We start from the raw sequence: 23439 nt of genomic DNA, 5'->3' as shown, positions 1-23439 counted from the left end.
GAAAGATACCGTTTGTGTACAAACGTGCAAGCGGCGCTATCCCGCGCTGCAGCGTGTTGCTCGCTTTATGAACAAAGGGGTGAGGCAAATGCGGTATTATGCGGCAAGCAAGGCTTTTGGCTCCGGGCCCGCTTGACAGCGTTCCAGTCCGCGCGCAACATCATTCGTATACGAACAAATGATCCTGGTCGCGCGGACGCGGCTACGATCGGCGCCTTCCCACTGCAGGCTTGTTCATGAGTGACGAGACCGTTGCCACTGGCGACAAGATCCGCTGCGATGCCTGTCCGGTGATGTGCTACATCAAGCCGGGCGCGGCGGGCGCGTGTGATCGCTATGCCAACCATAATGGCGAGCTGGTGCGTGTCGATCCGCATATCGTGCTGGAGCGAACGGTCTCGCATGGCGGACGGCTGGTGCCGTTTCAGGCCGGTGGCGACTGGGATGGCAAGATCGTCCACGAGCCGAACGTATTCGTCACGGCGATCGGTGCCGGCACGACTTATCCCGACTACAAGCCTGCACCGTTCATCGTCTCCTCGGAAGTCGACGGCGTCGACATGGTCACCGTCGTGACCGAAGGCATTTTCAGCTATTGCGGCGTCAAGGTGAAGATCGACACCGATCGCTATCTCGGCCCCGAGACCGCGACCGTCCGCGCCGAAGGCGAGGCGATCGGCCATGTGACGACCAGCGAATATGGCTCGCAGATGCTTTCGCTCGGTGGCGTGCATCATCTTACCGGTGGTTCCAAGAAGGAGGGTCGCGTCACTTGCGACGCGCTGATGGATCTGTCCAATTGCAAGGCAGTGGAACTGACGATCGACGGCGGCGCCACGGTGGTGGTGCAGGCCGGCCGGCCGCCGATCGTCAACGGTGTCGCGGAAGAGCGGATGCGGGTCGGATGCGGCTCGGCGACGATCGGCATGTTCGCCAAGCAGTGGCACGGCAAGGTCGATGAGGTCGTGGTCGTGGACGACCACATCACCGGCGTCCTCAGTGAGCATCAGGCCGGCAAGCTGCTCGATATTCCCGATACCGGGATCAAGATGAAGGGCCGGCGCTCGACTCCCGGCCGTTATTTCCAGGTCGCCGATCCCGGGACGGGGTGGGGCGGCACCAATATTTCCGATCCGCTGTCGGTACTCGGACCGTTCAACCCGAAGGAGGCGCGGCCCGGACTGACCATGCTGATGGTTTCGACCACCGGCGAGCACGCGGCCTATTACGAACTCGACGAAGCGTTGCGGCCGATCGAAAAGCAGATGCCGCCCGAACTCCAGTTCTCGGTCGAGCGCATCCAGGAAAATTGCGAGCCGGCGCTGTGCACGGTGTTGTTCATGGGCGGCGCTGGCGGCTCGCTGCGCGCCGGCGTCACTGACAATCCGGTGCGGCTGACGCGATCGGTGAAGGATGCGCTGACGCGGGTCACCAGCGGTGGCGCGCCGGTCTATGTCTGGCCGGGCGGTGGCATCACCTTCATGGTCGATGTCACGCAAATGCCGGCAGGCGCATTCGGCTATGTGCCGACGCCGGCGCTGGTGGCACCGATCGAGTTCACGCTGAAACTATCCGATTACGCGGCGCTCGGCGGCCACATGGATCACGTCCGCTCGCTGGCGTCGTTGCGGGAGAACAGCGAATTCCGACCGATGCCTTATGTGCCGGGACGCCGCGCATGAAGCGGCTCCCGCAAATCGCGCTTCTTTCTGACGGCAAGCGGCTGCATTTGCAGGACGGTCCGATTGACTTGATCATCGAAGCGAGGGGAAGCGAGGGCGAGGTGCGCGCCGCTTACGAGGCCGCCGCGCGGCGCTTCACCGGCCTGCTCGATGAGCTCTGCGAAGAGTTGATCGAACTTCGAAGGGCCGCCGATCCGGTGCGAAGCACGCTGAACGGTGTCGTCGCGCGCCGCATGCATGCGGCGGTGGCGCCGTTTGCGGCCGAAGAGTTCATCACGCCGATGGCCGCGGTGGCGGGCAGCGTCGCGGAAGAGATTCTTGGCGCAATGCTGGGCACGGCGCGGATCGATCGTGCCTACGTCAACAATGGCGGCGACATCGCGTTGCACTTGACCGGTGGAGAGCGGTTCACAGTGGGACTGATGGACCGACCGGACCATCGTGGTGTGATGCAAACCATCACTATTGAAGCCGATGATCCAGCACGCGGCATCGCGACCAGCGGGCGGCACGGCCGCAGCTTTTCGCTCGGGATCGCCGATGCGGTTACCGTGCTGGCGCGAACGGCGTCGCAAGCCGATGCCGCGGCCACCATCATCGCCAATGCCGTCGATCTGCCTGGTCATCCCGCCATCATCCGTTGTCCGGCCAATGAATTGCAGCCCGACAGCGACCTCGGAGCGCGCCTCGTCACTCGCGACATTGGCGTGCTCCGGGAAAGCGAGATCGACGATGCGTTAAGGGCAGGGGTAGGCCGGGCACAACAATTGCTTGCGGCGGGATTGATCGAGGGTGCGGCCTTGCGTCTACTAGGCGAGACGGTCGTGGTGGGTGCAACAGGGATCAGGGCGGGTGTGCTGCCAACGTTTCATGGAAACGCACTAGCAAGAACAGCGCATGTTTGATCGGGAGCGAGGCTGACAGATGAGCGCGATCATTCGCAAGATTGTCACGGTGGTCGAGGAAACCCATCTGGAGATGGGTCAGAAGGTTGCGCCGCCGACACGGCGGGCGGCCGCGATTGCTGTCATCGAGAATCCCTTTGCAGGCAGGTATGTCGAGGATCTCTCGCCGTTGATCGAAATCGGCGAAGAACTCGGCGATCTCCTTTCGAAAAGAGCGGTCGCCGCGCTCGGCATCGAAGGTATCAAGGCGCACAGCTACGGCAAAGCCGCCGCGGTCGGCGAAAATGGCGAACTCGAACATGCAGCGGCGATCCTGCATCCGAAGATGGGCGCGCCGGTACGAAAAGTTCTGGGCAAGGGCGCGGCGCTGATCCCGTCGTCGAAGAAGCGCAGCGGTCCCGGAACGACCCTGGATATTCCACTCGGCCACAAGGACGCAGCCTTCGTGCGCAGCCATTTCGATGGGATGGAAGTGCAGATCAACGATGCGCCCCGCGCCAACGAGATCATGGTGGCGGTGGCGGTCACCGATAGCGGCAGGCCGCTGCCGCGCGTCGGGGGACTGATGGTAGCGGAAGTCAAAGGCGAAGACGGCTTGAGATAATGACATCAACATTGGAGGTAGGGATGCGACGGAGACATTTGCTGGGAGCGGGATTGGCGATCGCGGTGGCGGGCATGGCTGGCAGCGCCATGGCGCAAAGCGAGATCAAGATCGGCGAGATCAACAGCTATTCGCTGTTGCCGGCCTTCACCGAACCTTACCGCAAGGGCTGGCAGCTCGCGGTCGAGGAGATCAACGCCGCCGGCGGCATCAACGGCAAGAAGCTCGTCGTCATCTCCAAGGACGATGGTGGCAAACCGGCGGACGCGCAGACCGCCGCCAACGAGCTGGTGTCGAGCGAGAACGTCGCGATGCTGGCCGGCACCTTCCTGTCCAATATCGGCCTCGCCGTCTCGGACTTCGCCAACCAGAAAAAAGTGTTCTTCCTGGCCGCAGAGCCTTTGACCGACGCCATCACCTGGTCGAAGGGTAACCGCTATACCTTCCGCCTGCGTCCCTCCAACTACATGCAGGCGGCGATGCTGGTGGAAGAAGCCGCCAAGCTGCCGGCCAAGCGCTGGGCGACGATTGCGCCGAACTACGAATACGGCCAGTCGGCGGTTGCGGTGTTCAAGAAGCTGATGTCGGAGAAGCGTCCGGACATTCAGTGGGTCGACGAGCAGTGGCCGCCGCAGGGCAAGATCGATGCGGGCCCGGTGGTGCAGGCGGTGGCTGCGGCCAATCCCGAGGCGATCCTCAACGTCACCTTCGGTGCCGATCTGGTGAAGCTCGTGCGTGAGGGCAATACCCGTGGCCTGTTCAAGGGACGCTCAGTGGTCTCCTTCCTCACCGGCGAGCCGGAATATCTCGATCCACTGAAGGATGAGACGCCGGAGGGCTGGATCGTCACGGGCTATCCCTGGTACGACATCAAGACGCCGGACCATGACAAGTTCCTGAAAGCCTATCAGGCCAAGTACAAGGACTATCCGCGCCTCGGCTCGATCGTCGGCTACCAGACCATCAAGGCGGCTGCTGCGATCCTTGCGAAGGCCAACTCGACCGATCCGGAGAAGCTGATCGCGGCGACCGAAGGACTGTCGATGCCGTCGCCGTTCGGCGAGATCACCTTCCGCAAGATCGATCACCAGTCGACGTTAGGGGCCTATGTCGGCAAGACCGCGCTGAAGGACGGCAAGGGCGTGATGGTGAACTCGGTCTATCGCAAGGGTGCGGACTATCTGCCGAGCGACGCGGAAGTCGAAAAGCTCCGTCCGAAGGATTGATCTCTCTCCACTCCCTCTCCCCGCCCTTCGCGGGAAGAGGGTTGGGGTGAGGGGCTCTTTCCGCGAGTCGGTTTGCAGATCAACCGATACCCCCTCACCCGGATCGCAAGGGCGATCCGATCTCTCCCCGCGGGGAGAGGTGAGACCGACGATCCTCATCCCTGAGGAGGCGCGAAGCGCCGTCTCGAAGGATGAGGCCTCTCTGACGATTACCCTAACCCGGACCGCCAATGGCCTTCTACTTCGTTCAGTTCCTGACCGGTCTCGCCAGCGCGGCGTCGCTGTTTCTGGTCGCGTCGGGGCTGTCGATCATCTTCGGCGTGACGCGGATCGTGAATTTTGCCCATGGCGCGTTCTATATGCTCGGTGCCTATGTCGCGTTCACGCTGACCGAGCGGTTCTCCGGCGCGCTCGGATTCTGGGGCGGCGTCGTCGTTGCAGCGCTGATCGTTGCCATCATCGGCGTACTGGTCGAGATGGTGTTGCTGCGGCGGATCTATCATGCGCCGGAGCTATTCCAGTTGCTGGCGACGTTCGGCCTGACCTTGATGGTCCAGGACATCGTCGTGATGATCTGGGGGCCGGACGATCTGCTCGGCCGTCGCGCACCCGGCTTCAAGGGCGCGGTCGACTTTTTCGGCCAGAACATCCCGAGCTACGACCTGTTCCTGATCGGGCTCAGTCCTGTCGTGCTCGGCGTGCTCTGGCTTCTGTTCCAGCGCACGCGCTGGGGCGTCTTGGTGCGCGCGGCGACGCAGGATCGCGACATGGTAGCGGCGCTCGGCGTCAATCAGAAATGGCTGTTCACCAGCGTGTTCGCGCTCGGCGTCTTTCTGGCAGCGCTCGGCGGCGCGCTGCAGATTCCGCGCGATGCGGTGCATCACGCGCTGGATCTTCGCATCATCGTCGAAGTGTTCGTGGTGGTCGTAATCGGCGGGCTCGGCAGCATCATCGGTGCCTTTGTCGCGGCCGTGCTGGTGTCCGAACTCAACGCCTTCGGAATTCTCATCTTCCCGAAGATATCCATCATCCTGGTATTCCTGGTGATGGCAGTGGTGCTGATCGTGCGCCCGTGGGGCCTGTTTGGCAAACCGGAAGCGGCCGCACGCCGTACGCCGGGCCTGACCGTCACGCCGTGGCGGCCGCTTACCTCGGGTGAACGGTTGATGTCATTGGGCGCGCTGGTCCTTGCGGCCATGCTGCCGTTGTTTGCCGGCAACTACGCGCTCACGGTCGGATCGGAAATTGCGATCTTCGTCATCTTCGCCGCCAGCCTGCATTTCCTGATGTCGGTCGGCGGCCTCGCCTCGTTCGGCCATGCCGCCTATTTCGGGCTTGGCGCCTATGGCGTCGCATTCCTCGCCAAGGCAGCCGGATTGCCGATGATCGTTTCGCTGCTGCTCGGCCCGCTGCTGGGGCTGCTGGGTGCCGCGGTATTCGGCTTCTTCGCCGTGCAGCTCTCAGGCGTCTATTTCGCGATGCTGACGCTGGCCTTTGCGCAGATCGTCTGGTCGATCGCGTTCCAGTGGGTCGAGGTGACCGGCGGCGACAACGGCATTTTGGGCGTGTGGCCGGAGAAATGGGCGGCGAGCCCCGCCAGTTTCTATTGGTTGTCGCTCGGCATCACGGCGCTCGTGGTCACCGTGCTCCGGGTGATGGTGTTCTCGCCGTTTGGCTTTGCGCTGCGTGCAACGCGGGACTCGCCGCTGCGTAGCGAGGCGATCGGCATCAATGGCAAGCGCATTCAATGGACGGCCTTCGTCATATCAGGCACGGTGGCGGGGATCGGCGGCGCGTTGTTTGCCTATCTGAAGGGAAGCGTGTTCCCGGACAGCGTCGGCATCTCGCTCTCCGTGGATGCGCTGGTCATGGTTCTGCTCGGCGGCGTCGAAACGGTTTCCGGCGCGGTGATCGGCGCCATCGTCTTCAAGGCGGCCAACATCTGGCTGGTCAGCCAGACCGATCTCTCAAAACTGGTGCTGGGCGGCTTCATCGTGCTGATGGTGGTGGCGTTCCCCAAGGGCATCGTCGGCACGCTGGAGGCGATCCGGAATCGCCGGCGATCCTCCGAAGCCAAAAAATCTGCGCTCGTCACCTCCCGGATCGAGGCCGCCGAATGAGCATGGTCCCGACATTGCTGAAGGTCGAAGGCTTAAGCAAATCCTATGGCGGCGTCCATGCCGTGCGCAGCGTGTCGTTCGAATTGCGTGCGGGTGAAATCCTGGCGCTGATCGGACCCAATGGTGCGGGCAAGAGCACCTGCTTCGACATGCTCAATGGCCAGAACATTCCGGACAGCGGCCGCATCCATCTGCTTGGCAAGGATACCGTGGGCGAGAAGCCGCGTGCCATCTGGCGGCTCGGCGTCGGGCGCACCTTCCAGATCACGGCGACATTCCCGACCATGACCGTGCGCGAGAACGTGCAGGTCGCACTGGTGTCGTATGGCAGGCAATTGTTCAATCTCTGGGGCTCGACCGCGGCTTACGCCCGCGACGAGGCGGGCCGGCTGCTCGACCTCGTCGGCATGGGCGCCTATGCCGAGCGCCCCTGCGGCGAGCTTGCCTATGGCGATCTCAAGCGGCTGGAGCTTGCGATCGCGCTCGCCAACCAGCCCAGGCTGCTGCTGATGGATGAGCCCACCGCGGGCATGGCGCCGCGCGAGCGGATCGAGCTGATGCGGCTCACCGCGCGCATCGCCCGCGAACAGTCGATTGGCGTGCTCTTCACCGAGCACGACATGGACGTGGTGTTCGAACATGCCGACCGCATCCTGGTGCTCAACCGCGGCAGCCTGATCGCCGAAGGCTCGCCCGAGGAAGTGCGCGGCAATCCGCAGGTGCGCGCGATCTATCTCGGCGAAGGCCTGGTCTATGATTCCCGCCACCGCGAGGGAGCCGGCGCATGAAGCTGCAGGTCGCGGACCTCAACAGTTTTTACGGCCCGGCGCATATCCTGTTCGATATCGCACTCGAGGTCGGCGAGGGCGAGGTGGTGGCTTTGCTCGGCCGCAACGGCGCCGGCAAGTCGACCACCTTCCGCTCTATCGTCGGCCTGGTTGAGAACCGTTCGGGACGGATCATCTTCGAGGGCAAGGATGTCTCCCGCGAACCGACGCATGCAATCGTACGCGGTGGACTCGGCTACGTGCCGGAAGAGCGGCGTATCTTCACCGATCTGACGGTCGACGAGAACCTCGAAGTCGGCCGCCAGCCAAAACGGCCGAACGCGCCGCATTGGACGCGCGAAAAGCTGTTCACGCTGTTTCCAAATCTCGGCGAGATGCGCAACCGGCCGGGCGGGCGGATGAGCGGCGGCGAGCAGCAGATGCTGACGATCGCACGGACGCTGATGGGCAATCCCACGCTGGTGCTGCTCGACGAGCCCTCGGAAGGCTTGTCGCCGAAGATTGTCGAGCAGATGGTCGACGCCATCCTGGCGATGAAGAAGGAAGGCGTCAGCATCGTGGTCTCCGAGCAGAACCTGCATTTCGCGCGGCTGATCTCGGACCGCGCCTACATCATCGAGCGCGGCAGGATTTGCTTCGGCGGCACGATGGCCGAACTCGACGCGCGGCCGGATATCCAGGACGCGCATCTGTCGCTGTGATCGGCGAGGGGAAGGGCGGGGAACGCAGATGGGAAGGGGTGTTTCGCCGAAACGGAGCGTCAAGCCGCCGCGCCCGTCCTACATTCTCGACGAGCAGATCGGCTTCATCCTGCGCCAGGTCTGGCAACGCCATGCCACCATCTTCGCCCGTGAAATCGGCATCAACCTGACGCCGACGCAATGGGCGGCGCTCGCCAAACTGACTGAGACGGGGCCGTGCTCGCAGAACCTGCTGGGGCGGCTGACGGCGATGGATGTGGCGACCATCAAGGGCGTGATCGATCGTCTCACCGCGCGCGGCCTGACCGAGACCAGCCCGGATCCCGAGGACGGCCGCCGCCTGCTGGTGAGTCTGACGCGCGCCGGCCAGCAACTGGCCGAGAAGGCCGCGCCGAATGCGCTGGCGATAAGTCGCGAGACGCTGGCGCCGCTGGACGCCAAGGAGCGCGAGACGCTGATCGCATTGCTCGACAAGCTGCGTTAAGGCGTTGCTCGCGTCAGATCAGGTTGAGCGCCAGTGCGATCGCGCCCACCAGAATGAGGCTCACGGCCCAGGTCGTATCCAGATTGAACCAGCTCTGCGATATGAATTTGAGGCCGAGATAGCGGTAGGCGAGCCACGCGCAACAACCGCCGGCGGCGACCATCGCGATGGCGTGGACGGTGGCAACCAGCACGGCCATGCTGAGATTGGCGTTGACGAGAGTGCCCGCTGCCGCGTGGCCGCTGTCGAGCTCGGCTTCCCTGCAAAGCCCGAGATAGATCGGCACCAGCATCAGCGCCGCGCCATGCGCAAGCGCTACGGCGAACGACCAAAGTCCCAGTTGCGCCGGCGATATCCGCGCCAGCGCCCTTGGATGGCGCCGGCTTGCAAGGCGGAACAGGCCGAAGACGATAACAAGGAGGCTAGCGCCGATCTGGATCGTGCGCTGCCAATCGACGATGGCAACAAGCAACGCGAAGGGGAGGAGTACGAGCAGCATCGCGAGCAGATGGCCGGCCGTGAGCGGCCCAAGCGCGGCCACCAGCGCACGCGGGCTCCGCTCCATCAATCCGGCCGAAACGGCGAGCGGCCACCCCATTCCCGGGTTGACGCCGTGATAGAGACCGCTCGCAATGACAGCCAGCCAGAGCCAGACCGGTGTCCAGTCGGCAGTGCTCAACTTCAGACCGACGGGTAGCAGAACGAATCCGTCGAACAGTCACCGCCGTCGAGCCGGACTTGATGCGCGCGGTAACCATCGGGGAAATTGACCCAGTAATCCCTCGCCAGTTCGAGGCCGCCGTCCGGCTTCGTATCGGCCATCACCATGGCTCCCGGAACACCGTCGGGATAGAATTGGTCGTCCCACGTCGAATACAGCGAGTTGGTCCAGTACACCCGCTTACCGTCGCGGCTGATCTCGACCATTTGCGGACCCCCACCAAAGGCCTTGCCGTTCGGGTGCGGGGTGCGGCGCGCGATGCCGCCGATGCGGACCGAGCCGGCAAGCTTCGGCCTTCGCGGCTCGTTGACGTTGTATTGACGCATCTCGCCGGTGCCCCAGCAGGCGACGTAGAGGAACTTATCGTCCATCGACAGGTCGATGTCGGAGACCAGCGGCGGCACGGCGCCGAAGCCTTGCAGCAGCGGCGGCAGTTGCTCCTTCGCCGCCGGCTCGGGCGGGATGGTCGCGGTTTTCTCGATGTGAAACTTGCCGCCCTCGCGCCACCAGGTCCAGATCGAGCCTTCGAGATTGGTGGTATCGACCACGACGCCGAGGAAGCCGTATTCGCGAACCGGATCGTGCGCGGGACGCACCTCCAGCGCCATCTGATGGTTGGCGCCGAGATCGATGGTCTGCACATTGCGCCGGGCGCGCAGATCCCAGAAATGGATCCGGTGGCCGTATTTGTTGGAGAGAAGATCTTCCGGCACGATCCCATTCTCGAACTGCGGCGGCAGCGCCCACTCGCTGGTCACCATGTAATCGCGCGGCAGATTCCACCAGAAATCATAGTGCAGGGTTTGCGGACCGCGATCGAGCTCCCACCGTCCGAGCACCTCGAATGTCTCGCAATCCATGATGAAGACGCCGGGCGGTCCGTCGGTGCCGTTCTTGCCGCCGCCGCCGAGCGTGCTGATGTAGATGCCTTCCGGCCCGCAGTGGACGGTGTGGGGCCGCGAGTATCCGGTCTTCCTGAAGATTTCTTCGGGCTCGATGATCTTGTGTATCGCCGCCTTGGTGGGATCAGGCTTGGTATCGACGATGTAGATGCGGGACGAGCGCATGCCGGGGATGATGAGATAGCGACGCTCGAGGAAGGCGTGCCCGGTGAGCGGCGACAGCGCCGACGAGCATGCGTTCCAACCGAAATGGTGAAACTCGTCGCCCTTGTTGGGCATCGTCACCGTGTGAACGACACGGCTGTAGGTCGGGGAGTCCGGCCTGACGTCGATTACGGCCAGTGCGTCCGGTTTCGAAGCGTCCGGGCTCAGCAGCACAGTGTAGGCGAAGCTCTCCGGCGGAGCTTCCATGGCAAGCTTTGGCGAAGCGTGAAACGTGGGATCGGGCCGAATGTTCATCGTACTGCCTCCCTGTTTGCCTGGATGTACAGCAACACGGCGCAGCGGCACGCTAGCGGCAAGAAATCACCCGGCGCATCGAGTTCCTCTCACGAGTGCCGCCGGCCGGGGTTTGCGCAATCACCATACACCGCAATGCGTCCGGCGAAAATAACGATGGTGCTACTAATCCGGTGCCAATGCCCGCAGTTGCGCTAAACCCGCCTCCATGCCTGCCGTCCTGCGCGTCAGCTTACCGCCGCGCGTTCAACGATGCGGCGGAGAGCGGCGTCGGCCTTGAGCGATCCCATCGTCAGATGCGGGCGGTCGATCTTGCTCGCCCGAAAACTGTCCGACACGAAGTCCGGCGCATGGCGCAACAGCAGGGAATACTGCACGGCAATCGCGGTTCGCTCGACGAGCCACCTTGCGCCCTGTTCGTCGGCGACCACCTGGTCGATCAGGCCGTCGATCTCGCTCCATAGCGCGTTGAGGGTAGCCGATCCCGGGACGCGAATTTCACCTCGGAGTGCATCGCGGACTTGCGGCTCGCGCCTGAGCACGCGCACGAGGTCGAGGCAGATGACGTTGCCCGAACCTTCCCAGATGCCGTTCAGCGGTGCTTCGCGGTAGAGCCGGGCGAGCAGGCCTTCCTCGACATACCCATTGCCGCCGAAGCATTCGAGCAGTTCCGCCACCAGCGGCGGCGTGCGCTTGCACACCCAGAACTTGGCGAGCGGAACGAGGAAGCGCGAGAGCAGGGCTTCGGTGCTGTCGGTTGCGGCAAGGTCCTGCGCCTGCGCCGCCCGCATGGTCAACGCGAGATGGGCCTCGCTCTCGGTCGCGACGTCGGCGAGCACGCTTTGCATGATCGGCTGATCGACCAGCGCCCGCTGGAAGGTGCGGCGGTAGCGGGTGTGGTGGATGGCTTCGGTCAGTGCCCGCCTGATAATGGCAGCCGAACTGATGGCGGTTTCAAGCCGTGTCAGGTGGGCCATCTCAATCAGGGTCGGAATGCCGCGGCCTTCATCGCCGATCTGGATGGCGCGCGTATCAGCATATTCGATTTCTGATGACGCGTTGGAGCGGTTTCCGAGCTTGTCCTTCAGGCGCTGAATGAAGAAGGGATTGCGGGTTCCATCCGCCAGCGACCGCAACAGGAAGAAGCAGGTCACGCCTTTCTCGGTTCTCGCCAGCGTCAAAAATCCATCGCTCATCGGCGCCGAGCAGAACCATTTGTGGCCGGTCAGCAGATATTCCGGACCGAATTCGCCGTCGCCGGCTGGCACGGCGACCGTTGCCGTGGCGCGCAGATCGGAGCCTCCCTGCTTCTCCGTCATCGCCATGCCGATGGTGATGGCGCTCTTGTCCCTGAAATGGATCGGCCGCGGGTCGTAGGCGTTGGCGAGGATCTTCGGTTCGAGTGCGGCAGAAAGCGGGGGATGGTTGCGCAGCGCCTTCACCGCGCCATAGGTCATCGAGGCCGGGCAGTTGACGCCTTGATCCGCCTGATTCCAGATGTAGCTCAACGCCGTGCGGGCCGCATGGCCGCCTTCGCGGGCGGTCCAGGCGAGCGAGTGGACGCCGTCGCCGAATACGAGCTGCATCAGTTCGTGATAGGCCGGATGAAATTCGACCGCATCCTGGCGGTGGCCGAAGCGGTCGAAGGCGTGCAGCTCCGGCTGATAGCGATGGGCGAGGCGTGCAATGTCCTGCACGCGCTCGTCGCCGGCGTGCTTGCCTGATCTCTTCAGGTGCGGCTCCGCGCTTTCGGCGCCCGATCGCCTGACGGCCTCGACCAGCGCGATGTCGCCTTCGAAGAGATCGATGGAAGGCAGCGGGGGAGGCTGGTTGGTCACTTCGTGGGTGGGGAGGACTCTGGCGGCGGACTCACGCATGACGCTTACTCCGTTTGGACTTGGGATTTTTGCAGCCGGCATTTTCGGGCCGGCCCTGCCGGTCGACCAAATTGAGTTCGACCAGCGCCAGTGCGTCGACGCCGCTGCCGATCTCGCCCGTTCCGCTCGCGACCATCTGCAGCGCCACGCCGGTGATGGTCGCCCAGAAGTTTTGCGCGGCGGTCGCCGGGCTCGTCATCATCTGCCAGCGCTTTTGCGCCATGATCTCCGACGTCGCCCGCGCGCCTTCCTCGTGCAGCCGGTCGAGCGTCGCCTTGATCTGCGGCGCCAGATCGGCACGGCGCCGCGCGATCAGCATGGCTTCGATGAAGGCGAGGACGGCGGGAAGGCCGGGGCCGAGCACGGATGCTGCCAGCATTCGCGTGTATTCGCGAACCGATTTGGCCTTTTGTGCCTCGATCTCTGCGGCTTGTCCTGCCTCGAGGATCAGGCGGCCGGCCACCTCGACGAACAAGCCGTCCTTGCCGCCGAAATAATACGTCACCTGGTTGGGAAAGACGCCAGCCGCCGCCGCTACCTCGGTTACCGAAACGTCGGCAAAGCCGCGGTCGGCGAACAGGCGCGCCGCCGTCAGCAGGATCTCACGGCGGGTGTGCTGGGCACCCGCCCGGACGGCACGTTCGGGCATCGACATGGCGGCGACCGTACACTTATTTTTTTGCTACACAAACAAAAAACCATCGTTACCATTGACTCTGGTGCACATGTTTTAATAACGTTGTTATCATGAGAGAACCTGCAGCCTCCGCCAAGGACTGGTCCGATGTCGTGAAGGGAGCGAAGCGCGAGCTTCTGCTGCGCGCCGCGCGCGACGAATTCGCCGAGCAGGGGCTGGAGGGCGCCACCATGCGCGGCATCGCAGTTCGCGCCGGCTGCACGACGGGGGCGATCTATCCGCTGTTCGAGAGCAAGGAGGCGATCTATGCCGAGCTGCTCCAACAGTCGCTGGCGGCACTCGATGCTTTCGTTGCCGCGCGCGTAGCCGCCGCGCGAACGCCGGAGGCCCAGGTCGAGGCGGCCTGCGAGGCCTTCCTGAACTACTACCTCGAGCACCGCTTCGAGATAAATCTGGGCCTCTACGCCTTTCGCGGCCTCAAGCGGCTCGGCGTCGGCAGGCCGTCGGATGATGAGCTCAATCAAGCGCTGTGGAAGGTGCTGGAACGCATCGCGGTGCCGCTGACCGAGGTGCGCCGGCTCAAGCCTTCAGAGGTTCGGCCATGGGTCGCGCTGCTGACCAGCCAGATGATCGGGGCGCTTGTGCTGCAGATCGCGGGCCGGCTCGATTTTCTCGACATCGGCGCGCAGACGCTGCTTCGCATGATGCTGTCGCAATGCCTCCCAGGCACGAAAGGTGCGACGGTTAGAGCCGCACGTAAACAAAAACAGTAAGGGAGTAAGCGAGATGGTCCGGATCGAGAAACAGGGTGCGGTGTGGACCGTCATCCACAGCCGGTTTGCCGAGGCACGCAATGCGATGGATCCCGACAGCGCGGAAGCGTTGGCGCAAGCGTTCAGGGAATTCGACGCCGACGATTCCGCCAGCGTCGCGGTGCTATGGGGCGAGGGCGGCGCGTTCTGCGCCGGCTGGGATCTCAAATTCGCCAGCACGCTCTCCGACCGCAACGCCTTTCAACGCCACGTCGTCGACGGGCTGGCGTTCCCGACCGGCGCAAACCCCGCGCCGCGCGGGCCGCTCGGACCGACGCGGCTGGAATTGTCGAAGCCGGTGATTGCCGCGGTGGAGGGACCGGCGGTGGCCGGCGGCATGGAGCTGGCGCTGTGGTGCGATATCCGCGTGATGGCCGAAAGCGCCTATTTTGGCGTCTATTGCCGGCGCTGGGGCATTCCGCTTTTGGACGGCGGCAGCGTGCGTCTGGCGCGGCTTGTCGGGCAGGGACGGGCGATGGAAATCATCCTCACCGGCCGCAAGGTCCAGGCCGACGAAGCGTTGCGCATCGGCATGTGCGAGCAGGTCGTGGAGAGCGGTGGCGCTCGCGCTGCGGCCGAGGCGATGGCGCTGGAGATCGCGCGGTTTCCGCAAGCGGCCGTGCGGGCCGATCGGCGCTCGGTGGTCGAGACTTACGGTCTGCCGGTCCGCGATGCCTTGCGGTGGGAATGGGCCAACGGCGTCGAAGCCATCTTCAAGGAGGGCGTCAGTGGCGCGGCGCGCTTTGCCAGCGGCAAGGGCCGCCACGGCGATTTTGCCAAGATCTGAGGAGCCGCACATGGCCAAAGTCCTCTACGAGCGCGACGGCCGTATCGCGCGCATCACGCTGACCCGGCCGGAAGTCATGAACGCGATCGACGATGAATTACCCGGCGCGCTTGCCGATGCGGTCGCCCGCGCCGACAACGATCCGGGCGCGCATGTGATCGTGCTCGCAGGCGCCGGCCGCGCATTTTGCGCCGGATATGACCTGACGGCCTACGCCTCCGGCGACAAGGCCAACCGCTACACCCAGGAAATGCCGTGGGATCCGATGAAGGATTACGCGGCCATGTCGGACAATACGAACAAGTTCATGAGCCTGTTCCGCTCGAAACGTCCTGTGATCTGCAAGGTGCACGGCTTTGCGGTGGCCGGCGGCTCGGATATCGCGCTCTGCTCCGACATGATCGTCATGGCGGAGGATGCCCGCATCGGCTATCCGCCGGTGCGCGTCTGGGGCTGCCCGACGACGGCGATGTGGGTCTACCGGCTCGGCGCCGAAAAGGCCAAGCGCATGCTGTTCACCGGCGACAAGATCACCGGTGTCGAGGCGGCGGCGCTTGGCCTCGTGCTGAAAGCCGTTCCGGCCGACAAGCTCGACGACGAAGTCGACGCGCTCGCGCACCGGATTGCGACCGTGCCACAGAACCAGCTCATGATGCAGAAGCTGATGATGAACCAGGCGCTCTACAATATGGGCCTGATGGGCACGCAGATGATCGCCACCGTGTTCGACGGTATCACCCGGCATTCGCCGGAGGGGCTGAACTTCAAGCGTCGGTCGGAAGAAATGGGCTGGAAGCGCGCGGTCGACGAGCGCGACCAGGGCACTTTCGACTGGACTACCAATCAGCCGATCACGCAGAACAGGTAGTTCGGGGCCGAGCGGTTCTATCTGATGGTGATAGTAATTTTCTGCGAGACAACCGGGGGAACGTGCGGATAGTGTTCGGCATCGCCCAGCACGAGCTGGAGCGTATGTTTGCCGGGCGGCAACTCGATCCGGGCTTCGGTCTGGCCGGCGCCAAAATGAAGATGCGACCTGTCCTGCGGAATCGGCTCATTGGGATTGAGCGGTTCATTCACATTTATCAGCAGGTGGTGATGGCCGCTGTTCGGGTAATTGTCGCCGGCGTGCGTCACGCCCATGTTGCGTAGACCAAAGCGACACCAAAATCCGCCTTTGATCACGGTGCCGTTCTGCGGCCATACAAAGTAGAGATGGGCATCCTTGTGGGCGGGCTTTCCTTGCGCATACGCGGCGAACGGCAGGCAAGTGAGCGCTGCTGACAGAGCGATCCACCGCAAGACCTTCATGAATGCCCTCTTACCTACGGGGAAAGTGCGACGCGGAACCCGTGGGTGGGATATCGCACGTTGGTGTCATAGCTGCCGCGGTTTGACGTCCGGGCATAAGTTGAGTCTTTCCTCCAGGAGCCGGAACGGATGACGCGCGACGAGCATGCATTCTCGACCCATGCTGACCCGTCAGCCGGCGCGCCCTGATAATTTTTGTGCCAGCAATCTTCGACCCATTGATCGACCCCGCCGCCCATATCAAACAGCCCAAAGGGATTTGGCTTGAGGCTGCCAACCTTGACCGGCTGCTCGCTGGCAGGGATGTCGCTGCAGTTCCTGCAATTGACCATGCCGGACTGAAACTGATCGCCCCACCAGTATCGGGTCTGCGTGCCGCCTCGCGCTGCATATTCCCATTCGGCCTCGCTCGGCAGCCGGTATGGCTTTCGGGTGGTTTCCGCGAGCCACTCAACATATTGCCTGGCATCGCTCCAGCTCACGTTTGTAACCGGCGCATCCTCCTTTCCGGTCGCTGTGAATCCGCATGCCCCGGCGGCGGCGCATGCGTTCCATTCCCGCACGGAGACAGGAAATTTCCCCATCGCAAAGGGCTTGACCGTTACCTGGCGGACCGGCTTTTCCGAAACCTCCTCGTTGCTGCCCATGGCGAAGCTACCGCCCCGAAGCGAGATCATCTCGGGTTCTCGAACCGGTGCGGCCGCTTGCGTCGTGGGCGGAGTCTCGGGTGCAGGAGACGCCGGCGGCGGTAGCGGCGCCGCCTGCTTCGTCATTGGCGACGACTCAGGCCGAGGCGCCGCCTGTTGTTGAGCTGGTGCTACGGAAGGAGAAGGCTGGGGCTGCGGCGCTTGTTGCTTCGCGGCAGGCGCAGGCGCCTTCGGCGCTTCTACTGGAGATGAAACGGGAGCCGACGCCTGATCTGTCGCCTTGCGAGGTTGTGCGAACATGTACCAGAGAGTGCCGCCCGCAATGGTCGCTATCGCAAGGAAGAGCAAGAGGATCAGGATGCGTTCGCGCCGGCTCCGGACTTCCTGAAGGGCGGAGGGGTCGGGAAGCACGCGGTAGACCCGGACCGGATCGGTGATGTTCTTGACCTTTCGATCACCGAGCGACTCGTATCCGCAAACCAGCTTGTGCTTGATCTGTTCGTAGATGCCGCCGGAGATATAGACTTCGCCAGCGCGAGCTATGCCCTCGAGCCGCGTCGCAATATTGACGCCATCGCCATAAACGTCATCGGTTTCGATGATGACGTCGCCGAGGTTGACGCCAATCCGATACTCGATCCAATGATGCTTGGGCAGTGATGCATTGCGCCCGACCAGATTTTGCTGGATCACGATGCTGGATCGAACGGCTTCGACCGGGCTGTCGAAAATGGCGATGAAGCCGTCACCCGTGGTTTTAACAAGCCTGCCGTGGTGTTCTCTGATGCTGGGTTCGATGAGGTCGCGCTCGATCCGCTTGACGCGATTGTGCGTCCCTTCCTCGTCGATCTGCATCAGACGGCTGTAACCGGAGATGTCGCCTGCCACGATGGCCGCAAGTCGGCGTGGCATTGGCTCGGGCGATCGCTCACCCGGTCGGCCTGACTTGATGTCACGAATTTGGGCCATGCTTGGATTGGCTCCCAACTGCGAATACCGAATACAGTATGAGGCAAGCAATCTTTCCAGCACCTACAGCGTACCATGGTGGCTGTTCGCCGCAAGCTGCCGTACGCGGGTTCCACGCGGCTCTTAAGGGCTAAGTGTGAGTGAGCTCACAAAAAATGGAGCCTGAGCGGCAATTCGTTCATCGCGTTCGAGGGTATGGTCGCCCGGCGCACACTCGCGGGGTCACCGGCATCAACGCCCGCTAACGATCTCCGGCACCTTGCCGGCCGGCGGCGTGTTGCGGCTGCGCTGGGTGCGGACGATGCCATCGATGATGGTCATGCCGATGCCGGGGAGGTCGCCGAGCTGCACGCTTTCGAGGATGTTCTTGCCAGGCGAGTGCTGCGCCTTGTCCATCAGGACGAAGTCCGCGGAGCGGCCGACCTCGACGATGCCGCAATCGAGCTCCCGCATGCGCGCGGTGTTGCCGGTCGCAAGGCAGAAGGCGAGTTCGGCCGGTAGCTCGCCGAGCGACGACAGCATCGAAACCATTCGCAAAATGCCGAGCGGCTGCACGCCGGAGCCGGCCGGCGCGTCGGTACCGAGGATGACGCGATGGAGATCACCCATCTCGCGCGCGGTGCGCAGCGTGAACAGCGCCGAGCGCTCATTGCCGTTGTGAACCAGCTCCAGCCCGCGCTTGCAGCCCTCGCAGATGCAGCGGATCTGATCGTCGGGCAACGCGGTGTGACCGCCATTGATGTGGCCGACCACGTCGGTGTCGGCTTCCAGCACCACGTCCTTGTCGATCAGGCCGGATCCGGGAATCGAAGGTCCACCGGTGTGGATCGTGCTCTGAATGCCGTATTTGCGCGCCCACCCGACCATTTTCCGCGCGGTCGGCCCGTCCTTGACGCCGCCGAGGCCGACTTCGCCGAGCAGCTTAACGCCAGCGGCCGCCATCTCCTTGAAGTCGTCCTCGACCATCTCGCATTCGATCACCGGCGCGCCGGCGTGCACCTTCACGCCGCCCGGACGCAGCGTCCAGAACGCACGCTGCGCAAAGATCGCCATCGCCTTCAGGCCTACGACGTCGCGCGGGCGGCCGGGCATGTGGACTTCGCCCGCCGAGATCATGGTGGTGACGCCACCATGGAGATAGCTGTCAATCCAGTTGATCTGGTTCTGCCGCGGCGTCCAGTCGCCGGCGACCGGATGGACATGGCTGTCGATCAGGCCCGGCGCGACGGTGGTGCCGTTGGCATCGACTGTCGTGGTGGCGCCGTCGGTATTGCAGTCCTTGAAGCGGCCGATCGCTGTGATCTTGCCGTTCTCGGCCACGATCGTGTCGGCATCCAGGATCGGCTTTTCCAAAGCTCCCGACAGCACGAGCCCGATATTGCGGATCACCAGCTTGCTCGGACCGGTCGCCTGGGGTGCGTCGTGGGCCATGGTTTTTCCTTTTGCTTCAATGCCTTCGCCGGACATTCTGCCCGGCTTGACGATCGGATCAAGCTGGATTATTCGTTTGTATACGAATGATCGTATACGAATGATTGGACCGGTCAATCCGGCTTGCAGGTCAGGGAACGGTGCGATGAGCAATTTCAACCAGGAAAGCGTGCTGAGCGTTCATCACTGGACCGATACGCTGTTCAGCTTCACCACCACCCGCGATCCCTCGTTCCGTTTCCGCAACGGCGAATTCACCATGATCGGGCTGAAGGTCGGCGAGAAGCCGCTGATCCGCGCCTACTCGGTCGCCAGCGCCAATTACGAGGACCGGCTCGAATTCTTCTCGATCAAGGTGCCGGACGGTCCGCTCACCTCGCGGCTCCAGCATTTGAAGCGGGGCGACGAAATCATCGTCAGCCGCAAGGCGACCGGCACGCTGGTGATCGACAATCTCGAAGACGGCCGCAACCTCTATCTGATCGGCACGGGCACAGGGCTGGCGCCGTTCCTTTCCGTGATCAAGGATCCCGAGACCTATGAGCGGTTCGAGAAGGTCGTGCTGCTGCACGGCTGCCGCCGCGTGAAAGAGCTCGCCTATGGCGAGATGATCACCGAAAAGCTGCCGAACGACGAGTTGATCGGCGACTACGTTCGCAACCAGTTGATCTATTACCCGACCGTGACGCGCGACCCCTTCCGCAACCGCGGCCGCATCACCGACCTGATCACCTCAGGCAAGCTCTTTAGCGATATCGGGCTGCCTTCACTCGATGCGGCGCATGACCGCGTCATGATCTGCGGCAGCCCGGCGCTGGTGACCGATACCCGCGCGCTGCTGAACGGCCGCGGCTTTGTCGAGGGCAATCACGGCGAGCCCGCGCAGTTCGTGGTCGAGAAGGCGTTCGCGGAGCGGTAAAGCGCCGTGATGATAGACCATCTCGTGTCCCGACAAGCAGCGCGAGTGCTGGCGGCCGGGGCCATTCTACTTTGCATGGGGTTGTTTTCGCGATTTTGTCTCCGGACCTCGTAGTGAGGGGCCGCGCGGCGGGTTAGATATCAGCTAAGGCCGCACCGCCGGCGCTTCCATCTTCATCCCGCGCGCCCGCGACATCAGGTACAATTCCAGCTCGACCAGCTCCGGTGCGCCGTAATCATGCGCCTGCGCGCGGATACCCGTGATGCAGGCGCGCAGCCGCCGCTGCAGCGAGCCCAGCGACTGCCATTCCAGCCGGTAGAGCGGGTAGCCCGTGGGATGTCCTTGCGTGATCGCGGAGCCGGCGAGCCGCTTGTCCCAATTGTCGTCATGGCAATTGGCGCAGCCGAGATTGAGCTGACCCTGCCGCTGCATGTAGAGCTCGCGTCCTTTGGCAATGAACGGCGCGAGCTGCGGGTCGGTGCCGGTTTCAATCGGTATGCCCTGCGACTGCCGTGCGACAAAGGCCGTCAGCGCCAGCAGCTCACGGCTCTCGAAGGGAAGCGGCGTCGCCTGCTGCTGGCTGGTGCGGCAAGAGTTGATGCGCTGCTCCAGATCGACTGGGCGGCCGATCGCCTTATCGAAGGCCGGGTAGCGGGCAGCTACGCCCTTCATGTTCGTGCGCGCATCGCCATGGCAATCGGCGCAGGCTTTGTCCGCGGCGCCTGTCTTGCGGCTCCACAGCGCCTCGCCGTCGAGCACCCAGAGCATGCCGGGATTGGCGGTGTCGTCGTCCTGCATCGTCTTGGTGTCCGGCTTCATGAAGCTGTAGCCGGAACGGCGATCGGCTTGCGGGATCTCGGCAGCGCCGCCGGCGCCCGCCACCAGCAGTGCGGCGGCTATGGCGCCGGCAAGTCTCATTCGACCGTGATCGATGCGGACGCGGTTTCGGAAAAGCCCTTGTCGCCGATCCATTCGAACTCGAACTTGCCGCTTTCGGTCGCGGTCGTGAAGAAGGAGAAGAATGGGTTGGCCGCGATGGCCGGAAACAAATCGGCGCGGAAGATTTCAGCGCCGTTAAAGCGGCAGGTAAAGCCCGTGATGATGTCGCGCGGCACAGCTTCACCTGACGCCTTATGGCGATAGCCTGACTCCATGATGTGCGACATCAGCGTCTTGATCTCGATGATGTCGCCACGTTTGGCTTTGGCCGGAACGTTGATCAGCGCGGAAGCCATCAGATCACCTCCTCGGTGCAGGCCGCCAGTGTCACCACGACATCGACGCTGGCCGACCAGAACGACCCGTCCGAGAGCTTTGCGATCGCGACCACCTTCTGGCTGTCGGTGAGGCGAACGCGGGTCGAAACCTGTGCGCGGCCGGCATGCGGGCCGAGGTGGAAGTTGGCGATGTTCGGCTGCGGATTCTTCTCGTTGAAAACGTGGATGCTGCTGACATGGTCCTCCGGCGCCATCGGGTGGGCGACACTCACAGTCAGGGGCACGGTGTTGCCGTTCTCGACCAGGGGCGGCACGTCGAGCTTGACCTTGCCGGTTTTCACCGCGACGCCGCCGGTGACATTGCGGATGGCGGAAGCGAGCATCTCGGGCGTCGCCTCGGCAGGCCGAAGCGTGACGACGGGGGCCGTGCCAAGCACGGCTGCCGCTCCGGCGAGGCCGAGAAACTGGCGCCGTGTCGAATTCGGTGGTGGATGCATCGGACCTTCCTATTCGCGTAAGCTTGCGAGATACGCCACGATATCCTCGATCTGTTCGGCCGACAGGATCGGCTTGCCGCGCCACGGCGTCCCGACGCGAGTGAGGCCGTCAACGCGGTAATAGGACGGCATGATCGTCGCGGCATTGAGACGAGAGGCATCCACCATCCGAAGCCGAAGCTGACCTTCGGACCAGCGGCTGCCGGAACCGGAAAGATCAGGCGCTAGGTCGCCCTGGAATTTCTGTTCGGGAAATGGGCCGTTGTGGCACAGGATGCAAGTGCTGGAACGCTCGACGACGAGGGAACGCCCGCGCGCTGCATCGCCGGACGCGCCTGTCAGCGAATGCGGAATGGCGTCGCCGACGACGGTATAGCTGCGAAGTTCCTGCGCAACGATGCCGCCGGGCAGGGCAAGCAGCGTTCCGGCAAGGATCGGCGCCGATATGCGAAATCCGAATCTAGCCAAAGACTTCCGCCGTGATGGTCGCGAACCAGGATTGCGCATATTCGGCTTCGCGCGCGCGGAACTCGCGGGGCACATCCAGCGGACTGACGCCGCCAGCGCCTTCGACATCGGCCAGCAATCCGTTCTTCGGCTGGTACACGCCGGCAATCGAGATGCCATAATCGGGCGCCGCCAGGCTGTAGCAGGTATTGATCAGTTTCGGCGTAGTGGGCGGTCCGCCCGATAGCAGTGTGGCAATAGCGGCCGCACAAACTTTCGCTTGCGCATTTGCCGTGAATGCGGATTTAGGCATGGCGCCGGCAAGACAGGCATCGCCGATGACGTGGATATTCGGCACCGATTTGGACTCGAAGGTGACAGGATCGATCGCGCACCAGCCGGTGTTATCAGTCGCGCCCGCGATGGTGGCGATGCGGCCCGCCCGCTGCGGCGGAATGACGTTGGCCACCTTGGCGGTGTGGTTGCCGAAATCGGTGATCAGCGTATTGGTCGCGGGATCGACGGCGTTCACCTTGCCGCCCTGCGACAACGATATCCATTCGATCATTCCCGGATAAAGCTCCTTCCAGGCGTTCTGAAACAGGCGCTGCTTGGAAAACGTGTCCTTTGCGTCAAGGATAAGCAGCTTCGAGCGCGGCTTCTTGGTCTTCAAATAGTGCGCAATCAGGCAGGCCCGTTCATAAGGTCCCGGCGGACAACGGAAGGGGTTGGCGGGAGCTGCGATCACCACGAGACCGCCATCGTCCATCGCCTCGAGTTGCTTGCGCAGCAACAGCGTTTGTTCGCCGGCTTTCCAGGCATGCGGCATCTTTGCCGCGGCAGCTTCGTCGTAACCCTGTAGTGCGTCGAAACGCAGATCGATGCCGGGAGACAACACCAGCCGGTCGTAGCCGAGCGACGTGCCGTCGGCGAGCCCGACGGTCCGCGCCGCTGCGTTGATGGCCGTTGCCGCCTGCGGCACTACTGTTACGCCACCAGCGGCGATCTTGTCATAGCCGAATTGTTGCTGATCGATTGAACGCAGGCCAGCAATGACGTTGTTGCTGAACGGGCAGGCGATGAAGGTTCGGTTCGGCTCGATCAGCGTGACCTGCAGTTTCGGCTCGATCTGTTTCAGCGCCCGCGCGCAGCTCGCGCCGCCGAAGCCGCCGCCAATCACGACGACACGCGCTGCGGCTTGCGCGAAGGTGGGCAGCGGAAACGCCGCTGTCGCTGCGACGGCCGCACTGAGGTGGCAAAAATCCCGGCGGCTGATGCGCTTGTCTGTGCCCATGC

At 63.5% G+C, this 23439-nt stretch carries 24 protein-coding genes; 12 read left to right on the top strand and 12 right to left on the bottom strand.

Annotated features, from left to right (window positions below; all coding sequences use genetic code 11):
• The first annotated feature begins 236 nt into the window (after window positions 1–236).
• The 8 genes from LMTR13_RS29570 (at window position 237) to LMTR13_RS29535 (ending at window position 8510) form a co-directional block, all read left to right on the top strand.
• Window positions 237–1682, top strand: a complete 1446-nt coding sequence (locus tag LMTR13_RS29570) for a 6-hydroxynicotinate reductase (RefSeq protein ID WP_065730849.1) — start codon at window positions 237–239, stop codon at window positions 1680–1682.
• A complete protein-coding gene (locus tag LMTR13_RS29565; protein WP_065730848.1) occupies window positions 1679–2587 on the top strand; it encodes a UPF0280 family protein in 909 nt (302 codons plus the stop codon). The genes LMTR13_RS29570 and LMTR13_RS29565 overlap by 4 nt, the downstream gene beginning before the upstream one ends.
• A 19-nt stretch (window positions 2588–2606) precedes the next feature.
• Window positions 2607–3191: an amino acid synthesis family protein gene (locus tag LMTR13_RS29560; RefSeq protein WP_065730847.1), complete on the top strand. Its 585-nt coding sequence runs from the start codon at window positions 2607–2609 to the stop codon at window positions 3189–3191.
• 23 nt (window positions 3192–3214) lie between these two features.
• Window positions 3215–4417 carry an ABC transporter substrate-binding protein gene (locus LMTR13_RS29555; RefSeq protein WP_065730846.1) on the top strand — a complete coding sequence of 401 codons (1203 nt, stop codon included), beginning with the start codon at window positions 3215–3217 and terminating at the stop codon, window positions 4415–4417.
• A 230-nt stretch (window positions 4418–4647) separates the two neighbouring features.
• The gene (locus LMTR13_RS29550) at window positions 4648–6537 is read left to right on the top strand and encodes an ABC transporter permease (protein ID WP_065730845.1); all 1890 of its coding nucleotides are present in this window, start codon (window positions 4648–4650) and stop codon (window positions 6535–6537) included.
• Window positions 6534–7325, top strand: coding sequence for an ABC transporter ATP-binding protein (locus tag LMTR13_RS29545; RefSeq protein ID WP_065730844.1), 792 nt, complete (start codon window positions 6534–6536; stop codon window positions 7323–7325). The genes LMTR13_RS29550 and LMTR13_RS29545 overlap by 4 nt, the downstream gene beginning before the upstream one ends.
• On the top strand, window positions 7322–8026 hold the full coding sequence (locus LMTR13_RS29540) for an ABC transporter ATP-binding protein (protein WP_065730843.1): 705 nt from the start codon (window positions 7322–7324) through the stop codon (window positions 8024–8026). The genes LMTR13_RS29545 and LMTR13_RS29540 overlap by 4 nt, the downstream gene beginning before the upstream one ends.
• Before the next feature lie 28 nt (window positions 8027–8054).
• Window positions 8055–8510, top strand: coding sequence for a MarR family winged helix-turn-helix transcriptional regulator (locus LMTR13_RS29535; RefSeq protein ID WP_065730842.1), 456 nt, complete (start codon window positions 8055–8057; stop codon window positions 8508–8510).
• A 13-nt stretch (window positions 8511–8523) separates the two neighbouring features.
• On the opposite strand, the gene LMTR13_RS29530 is transcribed toward LMTR13_RS29535, so the two are convergent.
• From LMTR13_RS29530 to LMTR13_RS29515, 4 genes are all read right to left on the bottom strand, one after another.
• Window positions 8524–9189 (bottom strand): hypothetical protein, encoded by a 666-nt coding sequence (locus tag LMTR13_RS29530; protein WP_065730841.1) that lies wholly within the window; start codon window positions 9187–9189, stop codon window positions 8524–8526.
• Window positions 9190–9191: 2 nt separating this feature from the next.
• Window positions 9192–10592 carry a selenium-binding protein SBP56-related protein gene (locus LMTR13_RS29525; RefSeq protein WP_065730840.1) on the bottom strand — a complete coding sequence of 467 codons (1401 nt, stop codon included), beginning with the start codon at window positions 10590–10592 and terminating at the stop codon, window positions 9192–9194.
• A 227-nt stretch (window positions 10593–10819) separates the two neighbouring features.
• A complete protein-coding gene (locus LMTR13_RS29520) occupies window positions 10820–12469 on the bottom strand; it encodes an acyl-CoA dehydrogenase family protein (protein WP_065730839.1) in 1650 nt (549 codons plus the stop codon).
• A complete protein-coding gene (locus LMTR13_RS29515; protein WP_065730838.1) occupies window positions 12462–13124 on the bottom strand; it encodes a TetR/AcrR family transcriptional regulator in 663 nt (220 codons plus the stop codon). The genes LMTR13_RS29520 and LMTR13_RS29515 overlap by 8 nt, the downstream gene beginning before the upstream one ends.
• Before the next feature lie 92 nt (window positions 13125–13216).
• Between LMTR13_RS29515 and LMTR13_RS29510 the strand changes: the two genes are divergently transcribed.
• From LMTR13_RS29510 to LMTR13_RS29500, 3 genes are read left to right on the top strand one after another with little or no spacing between them, the layout of a single operon-like run.
• Window positions 13217–13879 (top strand): TetR/AcrR family transcriptional regulator, encoded by a 663-nt coding sequence (locus LMTR13_RS29510; protein ID WP_065730837.1) that lies wholly within the window; start codon window positions 13217–13219, stop codon window positions 13877–13879.
• Window positions 13880–13892: 13 nt separating this feature from the next.
• Window positions 13893–14705 carry a crotonase/enoyl-CoA hydratase family protein gene (locus LMTR13_RS29505; RefSeq protein ID WP_065730836.1) on the top strand — a complete coding sequence of 271 codons (813 nt, stop codon included), beginning with the start codon at window positions 13893–13895 and terminating at the stop codon, window positions 14703–14705.
• A 10-nt stretch (window positions 14706–14715) separates the two neighbouring features.
• Window positions 14716–15573, top strand: coding sequence for a crotonase/enoyl-CoA hydratase family protein (locus LMTR13_RS29500; protein WP_065730835.1), 858 nt, complete (start codon window positions 14716–14718; stop codon window positions 15571–15573).
• Between the two features lie 17 nt (window positions 15574–15590).
• Here the strand turns inward: LMTR13_RS29500 and LMTR13_RS29495 are convergent, their stop codons facing one another.
• The 3 genes from LMTR13_RS29495 to LMTR13_RS29485 form a co-directional block, all read right to left on the bottom strand.
• Entirely contained in the window at window positions 15591–16016 is a 426-nt protein-coding gene (locus LMTR13_RS29495) for a DUF4399 domain-containing protein (RefSeq protein ID WP_065730834.1), read from the bottom strand.
• Window positions 16017–16030: 14 nt separating this feature from the next.
• Complete coding sequence (locus tag LMTR13_RS29490; protein WP_065730833.1) at window positions 16031–17632, bottom strand: SUMF1/EgtB/PvdO family nonheme iron enzyme; 1602 nt, start codon at window positions 17630–17632, stop codon at window positions 16031–16033.
• A 231-nt stretch (window positions 17633–17863) separates the two neighbouring features.
• Window positions 17864–19063, bottom strand: coding sequence for an amidohydrolase family protein (locus LMTR13_RS29485; RefSeq protein ID WP_065733070.1), 1200 nt, complete (start codon window positions 19061–19063; stop codon window positions 17864–17866).
• A 145-nt stretch (window positions 19064–19208) separates the two neighbouring features.
• Between LMTR13_RS29485 and LMTR13_RS29480 the strand changes: the two genes are divergently transcribed.
• Window positions 19209–19982 carry a ferredoxin--NADP reductase gene (locus LMTR13_RS29480; protein ID WP_065730832.1) on the top strand — a complete coding sequence of 258 codons (774 nt, stop codon included), beginning with the start codon at window positions 19209–19211 and terminating at the stop codon, window positions 19980–19982.
• A gap of 144 nt (window positions 19983–20126) precedes the next feature.
• Here LMTR13_RS29480 and soxA read toward each other — a convergent pair whose 3' ends face one another.
• Genes soxA through LMTR13_RS29455 form a run of 5 tightly spaced genes read right to left on the bottom strand, consistent with a single transcriptional unit; the run spans window position 20127 to window position 23437 of the window.
• On the bottom strand, window positions 20127–20900 hold the full coding sequence (gene soxA, locus LMTR13_RS29475; RefSeq protein WP_065730831.1) for a sulfur oxidation c-type cytochrome SoxA: 774 nt from the start codon (window positions 20898–20900) through the stop codon (window positions 20127–20129).
• Window positions 20897–21217, bottom strand: a complete 321-nt coding sequence (gene soxZ / locus LMTR13_RS29470; protein ID WP_065730830.1) for a thiosulfate oxidation carrier complex protein SoxZ — start codon at window positions 21215–21217, stop codon at window positions 20897–20899. The genes soxA and soxZ overlap by 4 nt, the downstream gene beginning before the upstream one ends.
• On the bottom strand, window positions 21217–21696 hold the full coding sequence (locus tag LMTR13_RS29465) for a SoxY-related AACIE arm protein (protein ID WP_065730829.1): 480 nt from the start codon (window positions 21694–21696) through the stop codon (window positions 21217–21219). The genes soxZ and LMTR13_RS29465 overlap by 1 nt, the downstream gene beginning before the upstream one ends.
• Before the next feature lie 9 nt (window positions 21697–21705).
• Window positions 21706–22164, bottom strand: a complete 459-nt coding sequence (gene soxX, locus LMTR13_RS29460) for a sulfur oxidation c-type cytochrome SoxX (protein WP_418219730.1) — start codon at window positions 22162–22164, stop codon at window positions 21706–21708.
• A complete protein-coding gene (locus LMTR13_RS29455) occupies window positions 22157–23437 on the bottom strand; it encodes an NAD(P)/FAD-dependent oxidoreductase (protein ID WP_065730828.1) in 1281 nt (426 codons plus the stop codon). The genes soxX and LMTR13_RS29455 overlap by 8 nt, the downstream gene beginning before the upstream one ends.
• Window positions 23438–23439: the final 2 nt, after the last annotated feature.

Source organism: Bradyrhizobium icense, from assembly GCF_001693385.1.
GTDB lineage: Bacteria > Pseudomonadota > Alphaproteobacteria > Rhizobiales > Xanthobacteraceae > Bradyrhizobium > Bradyrhizobium icense.
Note: the sequence above shows the minus strand (reverse complement) of the source record. Positions and strands in the feature narration are given on the sequence as shown.

What these genes read in the sequence shown, in the direction of transcription:
- LMTR13_RS29570 (WP_065730849.1), top strand. Translation starts at nt 237, where the DNA reads ATGAGTGACGAGACCGTTGCCACTGGCGACAAGATCCGCTGCGATGCC.
- LMTR13_RS29565 (WP_065730848.1), top strand. Translation starts at nt 1,679, where the DNA reads ATGAAGCGGCTCCCGCAAATCGCGCTTCTTTCTGACGGCAAGCGGCTG.
- LMTR13_RS29560 (WP_065730847.1), top strand. Translation starts at nt 2,607, where the DNA reads ATGAGCGCGATCATTCGCAAGATTGTCACGGTGGTCGAGGAAACCCAT.
- LMTR13_RS29555 (WP_065730846.1), top strand. Translation starts at nt 3,215, where the DNA reads ATGCGACGGAGACATTTGCTGGGAGCGGGATTGGCGATCGCGGTGGCG.
- LMTR13_RS29550 (WP_065730845.1), top strand. Translation starts at nt 4,648, where the DNA reads ATGGCCTTCTACTTCGTTCAGTTCCTGACCGGTCTCGCCAGCGCGGCG.
- LMTR13_RS29545 (WP_065730844.1), top strand. Translation starts at nt 6,534, where the DNA reads ATGAGCATGGTCCCGACATTGCTGAAGGTCGAAGGCTTAAGCAAATCC.
- LMTR13_RS29540 (WP_065730843.1), top strand. Translation starts at nt 7,322, where the DNA reads ATGAAGCTGCAGGTCGCGGACCTCAACAGTTTTTACGGCCCGGCGCAT.
- LMTR13_RS29535 (WP_065730842.1), top strand. Translation starts at nt 8,055, where the DNA reads ATGGGAAGGGGTGTTTCGCCGAAACGGAGCGTCAAGCCGCCGCGCCCG.
- LMTR13_RS29525 (WP_065730840.1), bottom strand. Translation starts at nt 10,592, where the DNA reads ATGAACATTCGGCCCGATCCCACGTTTCACGCTTCGCCAAAGCTTGCC.
- LMTR13_RS29520 (WP_065730839.1), bottom strand. Translation starts at nt 12,469, where the DNA reads ATGCGTGAGTCCGCCGCCAGAGTCCTCCCCACCCACGAAGTGACCAAC.
- LMTR13_RS29515 (WP_065730838.1), bottom strand. Translation starts at nt 13,124, where the DNA reads ATGTCGATGCCCGAACGTGCCGTCCGGGCGGGTGCCCAGCACACCCGC.
- LMTR13_RS29510 (WP_065730837.1), top strand. Translation starts at nt 13,217, where the DNA reads ATGAGAGAACCTGCAGCCTCCGCCAAGGACTGGTCCGATGTCGTGAAG.
- LMTR13_RS29505 (WP_065730836.1), top strand. Translation starts at nt 13,893, where the DNA reads ATGGTCCGGATCGAGAAACAGGGTGCGGTGTGGACCGTCATCCACAGC.
- LMTR13_RS29500 (WP_065730835.1), top strand. Translation starts at nt 14,716, where the DNA reads ATGGCCAAAGTCCTCTACGAGCGCGACGGCCGTATCGCGCGCATCACG.
- LMTR13_RS29495 (WP_065730834.1), bottom strand. Translation starts at nt 16,016, where the DNA reads ATGAAGGTCTTGCGGTGGATCGCTCTGTCAGCAGCGCTCACTTGCCTG.
- LMTR13_RS29490 (WP_065730833.1), bottom strand. Translation starts at nt 17,632, where the DNA reads ATGGCCCAAATTCGTGACATCAAGTCAGGCCGACCGGGTGAGCGATCG.
- LMTR13_RS29485 (WP_065733070.1), bottom strand. Translation starts at nt 19,063, where the DNA reads ATGGCCCACGACGCACCCCAGGCGACCGGTCCGAGCAAGCTGGTGATC.
- LMTR13_RS29480 (WP_065730832.1), top strand. Translation starts at nt 19,209, where the DNA reads ATGAGCAATTTCAACCAGGAAAGCGTGCTGAGCGTTCATCACTGGACC.
- soxA (WP_065730831.1), bottom strand. Translation starts at nt 20,900, where the DNA reads ATGAGACTTGCCGGCGCCATAGCCGCCGCACTGCTGGTGGCGGGCGCC.
- soxZ (WP_065730830.1), bottom strand. Translation starts at nt 21,217, where the DNA reads ATGGCTTCCGCGCTGATCAACGTTCCGGCCAAAGCCAAACGTGGCGAC.
- LMTR13_RS29465 (WP_065730829.1), bottom strand. Translation starts at nt 21,696, where the DNA reads ATGCATCCACCACCGAATTCGACACGGCGCCAGTTTCTCGGCCTCGCC.
- LMTR13_RS29455 (WP_065730828.1), bottom strand. Translation starts at nt 23,437, where the DNA reads ATGGGCACAGACAAGCGCATCAGCCGCCGGGATTTTTGCCACCTCAGT.